The sequence below is a fragment of the Micromonospora sp. LZ34 genome (genome assembly GCF_052981855.1).
On sequence record NZ_JBRIQN010000040.1, the window covers coordinates 1 to 13663 of the forward strand.

Sequence of the window (13663 nt, forward strand, 5' to 3'; positions counted from 1 at the left end):
ACCAGGATCTCCGATCCCGCCCTCGGTCAGCACCCCGCACTCACACGCGGTGTCTCACCCCATCCTGACCAAGAGGGTGTTGCGATTGACGATGCGTAACCACCGCCACCACTTCCCATGCGCCGGTGTCAGCCGGACCGACAACACCGGCCACTGCGCCCGGTCCAGCAGCGTCCGCTCCATGTCGAAACGTGCGGACTCAGGCACGTCGAACGCCGACGTGTCATATACCGCCCCGCCCATGTAGGCCAGGTAAACCGGCCAGAACCCGGGCCGCTCAAGCAGCACATTGCCGTCGACGAGCCGCGCGCCGTCCGGCAGCTCGTACCCTTGGATCGCCAACTCCCCGTCGAACATGGCCGCCATCCTGGCAGAAGGATCTGGCACATGTCGCACTTCAACTGGCGTTGGTCCCGATCTTGACGCCGTTCGTCCGGGTCGTCGGCGGCGTGCCTGACCAGGGGTTTCCGTGGTGGGGCGGGCGGGACTCGAACCCGCGACCGAGGGATTATGAGTCCCCTGCTCTAACCGGCTGAGCTACCGCCCCGGTACCGGGCCGGATCTTATCCCGGCCGGTCGATCACGAGCCAGCACGAACCGGCACCGTCGCTCATCGGCGTCGTCGGCGCAGCAGCACGATGGGCAACGCGAGGATAACAGTGAGCAGCCAGCCCACCACGATGACGCCCCACAGCCAGCCCTCGTCGCTTTCCGCCGTCTCGGTGATGAACATGCCGAGGGTGAGCAGGAAGGTCAGCCCGCCGATCCCCAGCGCGGCCAGGCCGCTGACCACCATCAGCGGGATCTCCCACCAGGACCGCTTGACCGGCTCCCGAGGGGCCGCCGCGGCCGCCGCGCGGGGCTGCGGGATGCGCTCCGGGTCACGGGCCGGCATGACCACCTGCCGGTCCGCCGGCACCTGCGAGTCGATCACCCGGATGGCGCCGGGGTGCAGCTCGAACATGGTGGGCTCGATCCGCATCGAGATGGCGTCGGGCCCGATCAGCTGCCGGGCGCCGTCCGGCCAGGCGAGCAGCACGGCGCAGTCGGCGTACGGGACGGTGAGCGGCCCGCCCGGCCCGACGTAGCTCACCCCGTCGACGCCGACCCGCAGCTCGCCGTCGCCCTCCCTCTCCCGGTACGCGGTGCCGTCGACGATCCGCTCCGAGCAGATGGGCGCCTCGACGAACCCGGCCCAGTCGGCGGTGTTCCCCTCCGGCACCATCAGCAGCGCCGACCCCGCCACCTCCCGGGCCACCTCGTGCAGGTCGGCGACGGTCACCGCCTTCAGCTCGGCCCGGTGCTCCTCGACGGTGAGGTTGCGCTCCCCGGTGAGCACGTTGCAGGCGTACGCCGGCAGCCGGGCCGCGTCCACCTCGGCGGTGCCGAGGAAGTCCTCCCGCTTGGCCACGCAGGCGTCCAGGTCACCCTGCTCGATCCGGCCGACCCGGAGCTTGGCGACGGTGTCGAGGAAGCCGCCGAGCACCGCGTCCTGCTTCTCCGGCAGCGCGTCGGCGAGCGCGCGCAGGCTGGCGTACCCGTCTCCGCGTGGGTCGTAGCCAGCGGTGGTGGTGTAGGAGAGGCCGCCCTCCTGCCGCAGCGACCGGAACAGCTCGCGCTCCAGCACGTCGGCGAAGAGGCTCGCGGCGGTCCGGCGCCGCACCACCGCGTCGAGCACCACCGCCCGCGAGCCGCTGACGAAGTACGCGGGGGTGCGCGGCAGCGCCGACGACGCGGCCGGCACGGGCTGGCGTACGCCGGCGGGCAGCGCCAGCCGCAGCCCGGCGGGCACCCGGTCCCCGGCGATCCAGAGCACCGCGTTCTCCCGGGTGAACCACCGGGCGGCCCACTGCCGCAGGTCGTCGCCGGTGAGCGCGCCGAGCCCCCACTCGGGGTAGCTGGTCAGGCCGAAGTCCCGGGCGCCGTGCCGCCACAGCGGCACCGCCTCCACCGGCGAGCCGCCCCGGCTGCTCCACTCGGTGCGCAGGATCTCCTTCTCCACCTCCAGCCGCCCGGTCGGCAGGTCGGTCAGGTTGGCGCAGACGGCAGAGAGAAAGGTGGCGATGTCCTGCTCGGACCCCTGCATGTGGAAGGTGGTGAAGACCGGTGAGGTGGCCCCGTTGAAGTGGTAGTCGGCCATCCCGAGCGGGGCGAGCGCGAGGTGTTCCAGCAGGTGGGTGACGCCGCTGCGCGCCAGCGTCTCGTCGGCGGTGCCGACCCGGAAGGTCAGCCCGGCGCGCATCGGCCCACCGGTCGGGGCGAGCAGCGTGGGCACCCCGTCCACGTCCAGGTGCTGGATCATGCCACGCAGCCCTTCGCGTACGCCTTGTCGCGGAACCGCTGGAACTGCTTCGTCTCGTCGCCGTCGATGTAGCCGAACATCGACTCGTGGCCGAGCGGCCCCATGGCCTGGAACTGCTGCGCGGCCGACGGCCACTCCTCCATCAGGCAGAACGCCATGGCGAAGGTGCTGCGCACCCAGACCCAGCCCCAGCCGTTGCGGAAGTCGGGGTGCCAGATCGACCGCTGCGCCGCCTCGTGGATCTCCCGGCTGACCTGCGGGCTGCGCAGGTGGGCGCCGGCCTTGCCGAGGGTGTCCTGGTCCAGCGCCTGCTCCAGGTGCGCCTCGACGACCAGCACCGCGTTCGGCGCGCCGGCCGGGGCGGCCTCGGCGCACTCCCGGGCGAAGCCGTGCGCCCGCTCCCAGGTGCCGCTCCACTTCGGGCAGAACTGCTGCAGCAGCGACGCCTGCGCGGGCAGGTGGTGCGGGTGGTGCTTGGCGAGCCGGTCGTAGCGACGGCGCGCCTCGGCCTGGCCGAGCTGCAGGCCCCGGGCGTTGGTGATCCGCTGGGTCCAGGCCGCCGCGTCGTCGGGGTGCCGGGCGGTCACCTCGATCAGCACCTGCTCGGCGCGGCGCAGGTGGTCGAAGAACTGGGCGAACTGCTCCCGGCTGACGTACTGGGCCCGGCGGGCGGAGCGGATCCGCCAGCCGGCGCGGATCAGGTACGCGCCGAGCAGGGTCCCGGCCAGCGGGTCGTCCGGCTGCTGGGCCAGCACCCCGCGGAGGAACTCCTCGATGTCGGTGGTCTCCCCGACCTCGCCGACCAGGACCGTGCGGCCGTGCCAGTCCGGCTCGGCCAGTTGCGCGCGCAGGGCCGGCCAGTCCCGCGCGGCGAGCGCCGCGCGCACCGCGCTGACCTGGGGGTACGCCGCCGCGGCGTCGAAGTTGGGCGGCGGGAGGGGTGCAGGCATGGCGAGGATGATAAGTGATCATCAACCCGCCGGGGACCCCGCTTTCTCAGCCGGACCGCAGCTCGGCCAGCACCGCCCCGGCGGCCCGCCAGCCACTCGCCAGCGCCCCCTGGATGGACGGGCTGTCCCGGTGGTCACCGGCCACGAACAGGCCGTCGCCGAGCGCCACCGGCTTGCGCAGCCGCCCCTGCGGCGGCGGCGCGGCGGGCAGCGCGGCGGGGATCGACACCGTGGTCAGGTGGGTCCAGTCGGCGGTGGACCGTCCGTAGAGCCGGGCCAGTTCGAGCCGGACGGTCGGCTCGGGCGGGGCCGTTGGGCCGACCACCGAGGTGGCCACCAGGTGCCGCCCCGCCGGCGCGTACGCGGGCACGGCCCGGCTGACCACCACGGTGTTGGCGACGATCTCGCGGCGGTCGCCGTCGACGAGCAGGATCGGCTCGTCCAGCGGCGGTTCCGCGGTGCTGTGGTAGTAGGTCGTGTAGCTGTGCATGCGTACCCTCGCCAGGGTCGGCAGCAGGGTGGCCGCGGCCGGCGGGTCGACGGCGACCACGACGGCCCGGCAGCCGATGTCGCCGGCCTGGGTGCGGACCCGGCCGGGCGCGACCTGGGAGACCGGGGTGTCCAGCTCGATCAGGTCGGCGGGCAGCGGGTCGGCGATCGCCCGGGGCAGCGCGGCCATCCCCTCGGCGGGCAGGCCGATCCGGCCGCGGGCGAACGAGCGCAGCACCATCGCGAACACCCGGCTGGAGGTCTCCAGTTCGCGCTCGACGAAGACGCCGGAGAGGAGCGGCCGGAGCAGTTCCTCGATGATCGCGTCGGAGAGGCCGGCCCGGCGCAGCGCCGCCTCGGTGGTGGTCTCCGGCGCGGCGAGCAGCCGTTCGGACGGCAGGGTGGCGCAGCCGGCGGCGAGCGCGGCGAACCGCAGCCGGTCGAGCAGCGAGCCGATGCCGGCCAGCGCGGTGCGCGGCCCGCCGGCCGGCTCGCGCAGCGGGTTGACCAGCCGGACCAGGGCGTCGCCCCGGCGCACCAGCACGCCGGGGGTGAACTGGCCGATCCGGAGCCGGTCGACGTCGAGCAGCGTGCCGAGTCGCGGGTAGGCGGTGTTGAGCACCTGGAAGCCCCGGTCGAGCAGGTAGCCGTCGACGGCGTCGGTGGCGATCCGGCCGCCGAGCCGGCCGCCGGCCTCCAGCAGCCGCCAGGGCACGCCGGCGCGGTGCAGCCGCCGGGCCGCGGCGAGGCCGGCCAGGCCGCCGCCGACGATCACCACGTCGGTCTCAGCCAGCACGGCGCGCCTCCCGCTCGCCGTTCGCCCGGGCCAGCCGGCCCGGCCACCAGACCCGTGGCCCGATGTCGTACGCCAGGGCCGGCACCAGCAGCGAGCGGACCACGATGGTGTCGATGAGCACGCCCACCGCGACCGCCACGCCCAGCTCGACGAGCACCACCAGCGGAAGGACCGCCAGCGCCGAGAAGGTCGCCGCGAGCACGACGCCGGCCGAGGTGATCACGCCGCCGGTGACCGCGAGGCCGGCCAGTACCCCGGCCCGGGTGCCCCGCCGGACGGACTCCTCCCGCACCCGGCTCATCAGGAAGATGTTGTAGTCGATGCCGAGGGCGACCAGGAAGACGAACGCGAACAGCGGGAACGAGGCGTCCACGCCGGGGAAGTCGAGCACGTGGCGGAAGATCAGCGCGCAGAGCCCGAGCGTCGCGGCGAACGAGAGCAGCACGGTGGCGATCAGCAGGATCGGGGCGAGCAACGCGCGCAGCAGCAGGGCCAGGATGATCGCGATCACCACCAGCACCACCGGGATGATGACGTTCTGGTCGCGGGTCGAGGCGTCCGCGGTGTCCACGTTGATCGCGGTGAAGCCGCCGACCACCGCGTCGGCGCCGGGGACCCGGTGCACGGCCGCGCGCAGGTCGCGGATGGCCCGCTCGGCGCCGTCGCTGTCCGGCGGGTCGGCCAGCGTCGCCTCCAGTCGCACCGTGCCGTCGACCACCTTCGGCGGCGCGTTCTCCGCCGGCGGGCCGGCCCGCTGCTCGGTGACCGGGCGCACCGCGGCCACCCCGCGCACGCCCCGGGCCGCCTCGGCGACCTGCCGGGCGGTCTGCTCCTTGGTGACGATGGTGGCCGGGCTGCCGGTGCCGGCCGGGTAGTGCCGGGCGATCACCTCCTGCCCGGCCACCGAGTCGGTGCGCTCGGTGAACAGGTCGGACTGGCCGAGGGTGGTCGCGTTGAGCTGGATCAGGCCGAGCGCCAGGACGGCCAGTGCCACCGCGGTGACCAGCCAGACCGGTCGGGCCCGGCGGGCCACGAAGCCGGCGATCCGGCGCCAGAGGCCGTGCTCGGCCCGCGGTTCGGCCTCGTCCTCGCGGGGCCGCCGCGGCCAGAACGCCCACCGCCCGCCGAGCACCAGCAGGGCGGGCAGGAAGGTGAGCATCACCAGCAGGGTGGCGGCGATGCCGATGGCGGCGACCGGGCCGAGCGCCCGGTTGGAGTTCAGGCTGGACAGCAGCAGGCAGAGCAGGCTGAGGATGACGGTGCCGCCGGAGGCGATGATCGCCGGGGCGGCGCCCTTCCAGGCGGTGCGCATCGCGTCCCAGGGCCGGGCGTGCCGGTGCAGTTCCTCCCGGTAGCGGGCGACCAGTAGCAGCGCGTAGTCGGTGCCGGCGCCGAAGACCAGCACGGTGAGGATGCCCTGCGCCTGCCCGTTGAGCGTGATGACGCCGGTGTCGGCGAGCAGGTAGACGAAGGCGGCGGCCAGCGCGAAGGACATTCCGGCGGCGAGCAGCGGAAAGATCCAGAGGATCGGGCTGCGGTAGACGACCAGCAGGATCACCAGCACCACGCAGAGGGTGACCAGCAGCAGCGTGCCGTCGATGGCGGCGAAGACCTCGATCAGGTCGGCGAGCAGGCCGGCCGGCCCGGCCACGTCGACGGTCAGCCCGTCCCGGTCGCCGCTGGCGATGTCGCGTACCTGCTCGACCACCACGCCGATCCGCTCACCGTCGGCGTCGTCGATCGGCACCACCACCTGCAACGCCTGCCCGTCCTGGCTGGGGATCGGCGGGGGCAGCGGGCCGATCACGCCGGGCACGTCGGCGAATCGGGCGGCGTCCGCGGCCACCCGCTGCCGGTCGGCGTCGGTGATGCCGGTGGTGCGTTCGTAGACCACCAGGGCGGGGGTGCTCTGCCGCTCGACGAACCGCCCGGACAGTTCCTGGGCCCGGGTCGCCTCGGCGTCGGCGGGCAGGAACGCGGCGTTGTCGTTGGTGGCGACCTCGCCCAGCCGGCCGGAGTAGGGGCCGGCCAGCGCGCCGGCGACCAGCCACGCGAGCACGACGGCCAGCGCGATCAGCGTGACCCTGCCGCCTCGTCCGGACATCCGCCCCACCCCAACAATCGACGCACCAATCGACGCAGCCGGAGTCTAAGTCGACATCGACCATCCTGCCGGGTGAGCGGGATCGGGGTGGGCGAAACGGGACGGGCCAGCCCGTGTGGGGACTGCCTTCGGTCGGGAACGACGAACGCCCGCCGGCACTGCCGACGGGCGTCGAGTGGAGAGGCTCCCCCGTTTGGACTCGAACCAAAAACCTGCCGGTTAACAGCCGGCTGCTCTGCCAATTGAGCTACGGGGGACCGTGTTGCCCGGCTTCCGGATCTCTCCTTCGCCGTGCGACGGGACAAGAGTACAGGACTCCGGGGGGTGTTGGTCGAGGGGGTTACCCACCGATCCGGGGTGCCGGGCTCGCCGGGCCGACTTCAAATAATACGGACAAATCGTCATCGCGGCACAAGGAGGTATGAGCGGAGAGCAGGATGGGTAGTTAGCTGCGGACAGAGGACGCAGGCGCGAGTTGGTCACTCCCGCCGGGGTAACCGGCGGGACGACGGCGCGTCAGGTACGGAAGGAGCCGCCATGCGCGGAAAGATCATGTTTCTTGGCGGGCTGGCTGCGGGATTCGTCCTGGGCGCCCGTGCCGGTCGGGAGAAGTACGAGGAGTTGGTGATCCGGGGCCGCAAGGTGCTCGACCACCCCACCGTGCAGGAGGCGGCGGGCGTCGCGCAGGCCCAGGCGACCCGGCTCTACAGCGAGGGCAAGGACAAGCTCGGCCAGTCGAAGCTGGGCGAGAAGCTCAGCGGCAACGGCAGCAAGCAGGAGTTGACCGCCGCCGACGACGCGTTCGCCGGCACGCCGGCCACCGTCGGCGCCAAGTCCGGCTCCGGCTCGTCGAGCTCGGGCTCGAGTTCGACCGGCTCGATCTCCGGGTCGACGTCGGCCGGCGCCACGTCCCGCAAGCCCTCCAGCTCGGGCACCAGCGGCAGCACTCTCTGAGCTCATCCGCGAGCGGGCACGTCAGGGCCGTACGGCCGGGTGCCGCTCACCACTTTCGCCTGTTTGGAGCAAAAGTTCGGCCCAAACATCGAAAACTTCTGCCGCCAGCCTCTTCTCTTTAGTCCTAGGCGCAAATATCGTCCTGCGTAGAACCTGGCCAGGCTCTTTGGTACTCCCCCGCGACCTCCTCAGCGACGTCCCGAGCCGCTGGGGCGGACCCGCCCGACCAGAGCGAGGTTCGATGCGCAGACCGATCGGCCGAAGGGCCACTACCTTCCTCAGCCTGCTCACCCTCGTCGGCGCGACGCTCGTCGCGACCGACCAGCAGCAGCCCACGCCGGCGCTCGCCGCGCCGGCACCGACCAGCAACGGCATCGAGTACAAGGTTCTCGTCTTCACCCGCTCCGCGGGCGGCGGCCACGCCGCCACCGCCGCCGGGGTGGACGCGATCCGCCAGCTCGGCAACGACCGGCGCTTCACGGTCGAGGTGACCGACGACGCCCGCAAGTTCGACGAGCCGCACCTCAAGCAGTTCCGCGCGGTGGTGTTCCTGAACACCTCCGGCGACGTCCTCACCGACGCCCAGCAGGCCGCGTTCGAGCGGTACTACCGCGACGGCGGCGGCTTCGTCGGCGTCCACTCCGCGATCGAGGCCGAGCCCGGTTGGTCCTTCCTGGACAACGTGCTCGGCACCCGTGCGGTCGGCGCCGCGTCGGCGGCGGCCCCGGCCACGGTCACCGTCGCCGACCGGGTGCACCCGGCCTCCGCGACCCTGCCGGAGCGCTGGAACCACACCGACCGGTGGTACAACTTCGCGGCCAACGTCCGGGGCGTCTCGCACGTCCTGGCCACCGTGGACGAGAAGTCGTACGCCGGCGGGACGATGGGCTTCGACCACCCGGTCACCTGGTGCAAGGACTACCAGGGCGGCCGCTCCTTCTACACCGGACTCGGCGCCACGCCGGAGAGCTACGGCAGCACCGACCTGCGGGCGCACCTCGCCGGCGCGATCCAGTGGGCGGCCGGCGTGACGAACGGCGACTGCGGCGCCACCGTGCTGGCCAACTACCAGATGGAGGTCATCGGGGCGCAGCCCAACGTCAACGAGCCGATCGGCTTCGACGTGCTGCCCGACGGCCGGGTGATCCAGACCGACCGGCGCGGCGGCGTACGCCTGCACGACCCGCGGAGCAACGAGACCACCGTGCTGGCCCAGATCCCGGTCTACACCCACAGCGAGGACGGGATGTACGGCCCGGCGATCGACCGCGACTTCGCCACCAACCGCTGGGTCTACCTCTTCTACGCGCCCCCGCTGGACACCCCCACCGGTGGCGCGCCGACCACCAGCACCGACCCGACCGCGTGGGACCGGTGGAAAGGGTACTTCCAGCTGTCCCGGTTCAAGTTCGTCGACGGTGACACGCCCTCGCTGGACCTGGCCAGCGAGCAGAAGATCCTCCAGGTGCCGGTGGACCGGGGCGCCTGCTGCCACGTGGCCGGCGACATCGCCTTCGACTCGAAGAACAACCTCTGGCTGGTCACCGGCGACGACACCCCGGCCGGCGGCGGCGGCTCCGGCGGCTTCTCCCCGCACAACGACTCGGTGAGCGCCACCGGCGTCTACCAGGCGCCCTTCGTCGACGCCCGGCGCAGCTCCGCCAACACCAACGACCTGCGGGGCAAGATCCTGCGCATCTCCGTACAGGCGAACGGCAGCTACACGGTGCCGGCGGGCAACATGTTCGCCGAGGCGCAGGACCCGGGCGACAAGACCCGGCCGGAGATCTACGCGATGGGCTTCCGGAACCCGTTCCGGATCACCCTCGACAAGAACGACGTCGCGTACATCACCGACTACTCCCCCGACTCCTCGACCGCCGCAGTGGGCCGGGGACCGGCGGGCACCGGCCGGATGATGGTGGTCGACAAGCCGGCCAACTACGGCTGGCCGATGTGCGTGCAGCCGAACCTGCCGTACATCGAGATGAACTGGACCACCAGCCCGATCTCCCCGGTGGCGCCGTTCGACTGCGCGGCGCCGAAGAACACCTCCCGGCACAACACCGGCCTGACCGACCTGCCGGCGGTGGAGAAGTCGGAGCTCTGGTACTCGTTCCAGGCCCCGACCCCGTGCCCGGAGTCCTACCTGTCCACCCCGACGCAGACCTGCCCGGTGCTCTTCCCCGAGCTGGGCACGGGCGGCGTAGGGCCGCACGGCGCGGCGCGCTACGACTACGACCCGGAGCTGAGGTCGGAGACGAAGTTCCCCGCGTACTTCGACGGCGCGATCTTCTTCGGTGAGTTCACCCGGGACACGCTGAAGGAAATCCGGCTCGACGGCCAGGGCGACATCCTGAAGATCAACAATGTGCTCAACTGCGGGCAGGCGCCGACCACGCCGGCGAAGCCGTTCCTGTGCGACAACCCGATGGACATGAAGTGGGGCGCGGACGGCAACTTCTACCTGCTGACGTACGGCGACGGGTTCTTCAACATCAACCCGGACGCGGCGATGCTGAAGTTCAGCTACGTCAAGGGCCTGCGGGCGCCGAACGCGGTGCTGAACGCGACCCCGACCAACGGTCACGCACCGCTGACGGTCGCCTTCTCCAGCGAGGGGTCCAAGGACCCGGACCCGGCGGACTCCATCTCGTTCGCCTGGGACTTCGACGGCAACGGCACGGTGGATTCCGTCGACCCGAACCCGACGCACACCTACACCGCCAACGGCGTCTACACCGCGCGGCTCACGGTGACCGACTCCAGCGGCAAGAGCGCGTCGGCGAACACCACGATCACGGTCGGCAACACCGCACCCACGGTGACCGTCGAGACCCCGCTGGAGGGCGGCTTCTTCGAGTGGGGCGACGGGATCCCGTGGTCGGTGACGGTCACCGACCCGGAGGACGGCCCGGTCGACTGCGCCAAGGTCGAGGTGACCTTCGTCCTCGGCCACGACAGCCACGGTCACGGTGAGGCCAACCAGTTCGGCTGCTCCGGCGTCCTGCCCACCGACCCGGACGACGCCTCGCACGGCGGCTACATCTACGGCGTGGTCAGCGCGTCCTACACCGACCAGGGGGCGAACGGCCAGCCGGCGCTGACCACGGTGGACCAGCAGATCATCCAGGCCAAGCGGCAGGAGGTCGAGTTCGCCACGGACCAGTCCGGCACCACCGTCGGCACCAGCGCCGACACCGGCGGCGGGCAGCAACGCGGCAGCCTCGACCCGGGCGACTGGATCGCGATCAACAACACGGTGAACCTGCACAACATGCAGTCGGTCACGCTGCGCACCTCCGGTGGCAGCGCCGCCACCGCCGGGCAGCCCCGGTTCGCCGTCCAGCTGCGGCTCGACTCTCCCAGCGGCCCGCTGCTGGGCACCGCCACGGTCAACGCGACCACCGGCAACAACGCCTTCACCAGCACCACCGTGCCGATCACCGACCCGGGCGGCACGCACCGGCTCTACCTCGTCTTCACCACCGTCCCCGGCGGCCCGGCCAGCGGTTTCGGCAACCTGAACTGGGTCGAGTTCGCCGGCCAGGGCATCGGCGTCGCGCCCTGACGCCGTGACCGCGGGCCGTCACCCGACGGCCCCGGCACATCCGGATCCACCCGTGCGCCGGGTCACCGACGGTGACCCGGCCCGGGCCCCCGTCCCAGCACCGAGAAAGGCAGCAGCATGAACGACAGTCAGCACGGCATGAGCCGTCGCCGGATGCTCGGCACCCTCGCCGGCGTCGCCGGCGCGGCCGCCGTCGGGGCCACCGGCTGGGCCTCCGCCGCCGGCGCCAACGGCAACGGCCTGCTCGTCCCCGCCGGCAAGCGGGGCATCATCCTCTACAGCGTCCGGGACCGGATCGGCGCCGCACCGGACACCAGCGGAGTGGCGTACGGCTTCGAGCGGGTGCTCGCCCGGCTCGCCGAGATCGGCTACAAGGAGGTGGAGTTCGCCGGCTACACCCAGCACACCTCCATCCTCGGCCGGCAGATCACGCCGGCGGAGATCCGGAAGATCCTCGACGACAACGGGCTGCGGGCCAACGGCTCGCACGCCTCGATCCCGGGCACCGTCACGCCCGACACCATCGCCGCGTTCGAGCGCACGCTCGACACCGCCGAGATCCTCGGCATGAGCCACATCGGCACCGGCAGCGACCCGACCGGCAGCAACTACAAGGCCGACTGGGATGCCGCCGTCGACCGGTGGAACACCTTCGGGGAGATGGCCGCCGCCCGTGGGCTGAAGCTCTACACGCACAACCACGACGCGGCGTACAACTTCCTGCTCGACAGCGGGCCGCTGGACGCGCAGGGCCGGCCGACCCGGTCCTCGGGCGTCCGCAAGCTGGAGTACTTCATCGCGCACACCAACCCCGAGTGGGTCTGGTTCGAGATGGACATCTACTGGGCGCACGTGGCCCAGCACCGGTTCCGCAGCTACACCGACCCGGACGGGGTGACCCAGACCAGCATCTTCGACCCGCTGGCCGTGGTCGCCGCACAGCCCATCCGGTTCCCGCTGTTCCACGCCAAGGACGGCGCGTTCAACCCGGCCAGCAGCGCGGGGTACGACATGGTGCCGCTCGGCCAGGGCGACATCGACTACGGGAACTTCTTCGCCAACATGGGCGCCAAGGGCTACCACAACCCGATGTGGGAGCAGGACAACGCGCCGGGCGGCGCCGCCGACCCGGGCCGGTCGCTGCGCTACGCGGAGGTCAGCTTCCAGCACATGTCGGGTCTGCGGGGCTGACGGACCCGACACCGCAACAGGGGCCGCGTCCGGGAACACCGGGCGCGGCCCCTCGCGTCACTCGTCAGTCCTTGCTGCTGAACGCGGCGTCGAAGGCCGCGGCCGGGGCGTCGAAGGCGAGCCGGCGGACGAACTGGAGCGCCTCCGGGGCGCCGACCAGCCGGTCCATGCCGGCGTCCTCCCACTCGATGGAGATCGGGCCGTCGTAGCCGATCGCGTTCAACGCCCGGAAGCAGTCCTCCCAGGGCACGTCACCGTGGCCGGTGGAGACGAAGTCCCAGCCCCGCCGCATGTCCGCCCAGGGCAGGTGGGAGGCGAGCCGGCCGCGCCGGCCGTCGCCGGTGCGCACCTTCGCGTCCTTGCAGTCGACGTGGTAGATCCGGTCGGCGAAGTCGAAGATGAAGTTCACCGGGTCCAGCTCCTGCCAGACGAAGTGCGACGGGTCCCAGTTCAGCCCGAACGCGGGCCGGTGGCCGATCGCCTCCAGCGTCCGCTTCGTCGTCCAGTAGTCGTAGGCGATCTCGCTCGGGTGCACCTCGTGGGCGAAGCGCACCCCGACCTCGTCGAAGACGTCGAGGATCGGGTTCCACCGCTCGGCGAAGTCCTGGTAGCCCTTCTCGATCATCGACGGCGGCACCGGCGGGAACATCGCCAGGGTGTGCCAGATGGACGAGCCGGTGAAGCCGATGACGGTCTTCACGCCGAGCTTCGCCGCGGCCCGGGCGGTGTCCTTGATCTCCTGGGCGGCCCGCTGGCGCACCCCCTCCGGCTCGCCGTCGCCCCAGATCCGGGCGGGCAGGATGTCCTGGTGCCGCTCGTCGATCGGGTGGTCGCAGACGGCCTGGCCGACCAGGTGGTTGGAGATCGCGTACACCTTCAGGTTGTGCTTGGCGAGGGTCTCCCGCTTGCGGTCGACGTACGACTCGTCGGCCAGCGCCTTGTCGACCTCGAAGTGGTCGCCCCAGCAGGCGATCTCCAGCCCGTCGTAGCCCCACTCGGAGGCGAGCCGGCAGACCTCGTCGAACGGAAGGTCGGCCCACTGGCCGGTGAAGAGCGTGATGGGTCGCGCCATTGTTCTTCTCCCCTGTCGTGATGGGGATTCCGTACCTGCGGGACCGGGGCGAGGGTGACCGGTGGTGCGCGGCGAGCGCGGCGGGATGCCGGCGGGTGCGTGCCGCACCTGAGCCCGGAGGGTTGCGCCTCCCGCCGGGTCGCCGGCCACCTCCACGGTCGCCGCCCTCACTCTAGGTCCGCCGCGACCGGCACGGAAGGCCCCGCCGGAGCCGGGCCGGACCCGGCGGCGGGC

9 protein-coding genes and 2 tRNA genes are annotated in these 13663 nt (G+C 72.1%); 3 read left to right on the forward strand and 8 right to left on the reverse strand.

Translation table 11 applies throughout. From position 1 onward, the window contains the following. Positions 1 to 54: 54 nt before the first annotated feature. The 7 genes from ACVCAH_RS29470 to ACVCAH_RS29500 all read right to left on the reverse strand — a co-directional run bounded on the left by ACVCAH_RS29470 (position 55) and on the right by ACVCAH_RS29500 (position 6898). Positions 55 to 357, reverse strand: a complete 303-nt coding sequence (locus tag ACVCAH_RS29470; protein WP_447139496.1) for a hypothetical protein — start codon at positions 355 to 357, stop codon at positions 55 to 57. 113 nt (positions 358 to 470) lie between these two features. Beyond that, positions 471 to 547, reverse strand: a tRNA-Ile gene (locus tag ACVCAH_RS29475). Positions 548 to 610: 63 nt separating this feature from the next. Beyond that, on the reverse strand, positions 611 to 2302 hold the full coding sequence (locus tag ACVCAH_RS29480; protein WP_447139497.1) for a M16 family metallopeptidase: 1692 nt from the start codon (positions 2300 to 2302) through the stop codon (positions 611 to 613). Continuing rightward, positions 2299 to 3252, reverse strand: a complete 954-nt coding sequence (locus ACVCAH_RS29485; RefSeq protein ID WP_447139498.1) for a hypothetical protein — start codon at positions 3250 to 3252, stop codon at positions 2299 to 2301. The genes ACVCAH_RS29480 and ACVCAH_RS29485 overlap by 4 nt, the downstream gene beginning before the upstream one ends. A gap of 46 nt (positions 3253 to 3298) precedes the next feature. Further along, on the reverse strand, positions 3299 to 4537 hold the full coding sequence (locus ACVCAH_RS29490) for an NAD(P)/FAD-dependent oxidoreductase (protein WP_447139499.1): 1239 nt from the start codon (positions 4535 to 4537) through the stop codon (positions 3299 to 3301). Then, entirely contained in the window at positions 4527 to 6641 is a 2115-nt protein-coding gene (locus ACVCAH_RS29495; RefSeq protein ID WP_447139500.1) for an MMPL family transporter, read from the reverse strand. Before ACVCAH_RS29495 ends, ACVCAH_RS29490 begins: the two co-directional genes overlap by 11 nt. Before the next feature lie 184 nt (positions 6642 to 6825). Continuing rightward, a tRNA-Asn gene (locus tag ACVCAH_RS29500) sits at positions 6826 to 6898 on the reverse strand. Positions 6899 to 7178: 280 nt separating this feature from the next. Between ACVCAH_RS29500 and ACVCAH_RS29505 the strand changes: the two genes are divergently transcribed. From ACVCAH_RS29505 to ACVCAH_RS29515, 3 genes are all read left to right on the forward strand, one after another. Continuing rightward, positions 7179 to 7595 carry a hypothetical protein gene (locus tag ACVCAH_RS29505; protein WP_447139501.1) on the forward strand — a complete coding sequence of 139 codons (417 nt, stop codon included), beginning with the start codon at positions 7179 to 7181 and terminating at the stop codon, positions 7593 to 7595. Positions 7596 to 7836: 241 nt separating this feature from the next. After that, entirely contained in the window at positions 7837 to 11166 is a 3330-nt protein-coding gene (locus ACVCAH_RS29510) for a ThuA domain-containing protein (protein ID WP_447139502.1), read from the forward strand. A gap of 117 nt (positions 11167 to 11283) precedes the next feature. Further along, positions 11284 to 12357, forward strand: a complete 1074-nt coding sequence (locus tag ACVCAH_RS29515) for a sugar phosphate isomerase/epimerase family protein (RefSeq protein ID WP_447139503.1) — start codon at positions 11284 to 11286, stop codon at positions 12355 to 12357. Between the two features lie 64 nt (positions 12358 to 12421). On the opposite strand, the gene ACVCAH_RS29520 is transcribed toward ACVCAH_RS29515, so the two are convergent. Next, positions 12422 to 13429 carry a sugar phosphate isomerase/epimerase family protein gene (locus tag ACVCAH_RS29520; RefSeq protein ID WP_447139504.1) on the reverse strand — a complete coding sequence of 336 codons (1008 nt, stop codon included), beginning with the start codon at positions 13427 to 13429 and terminating at the stop codon, positions 12422 to 12424. Positions 13430 to 13663 lie beyond the last annotated feature (234 nt).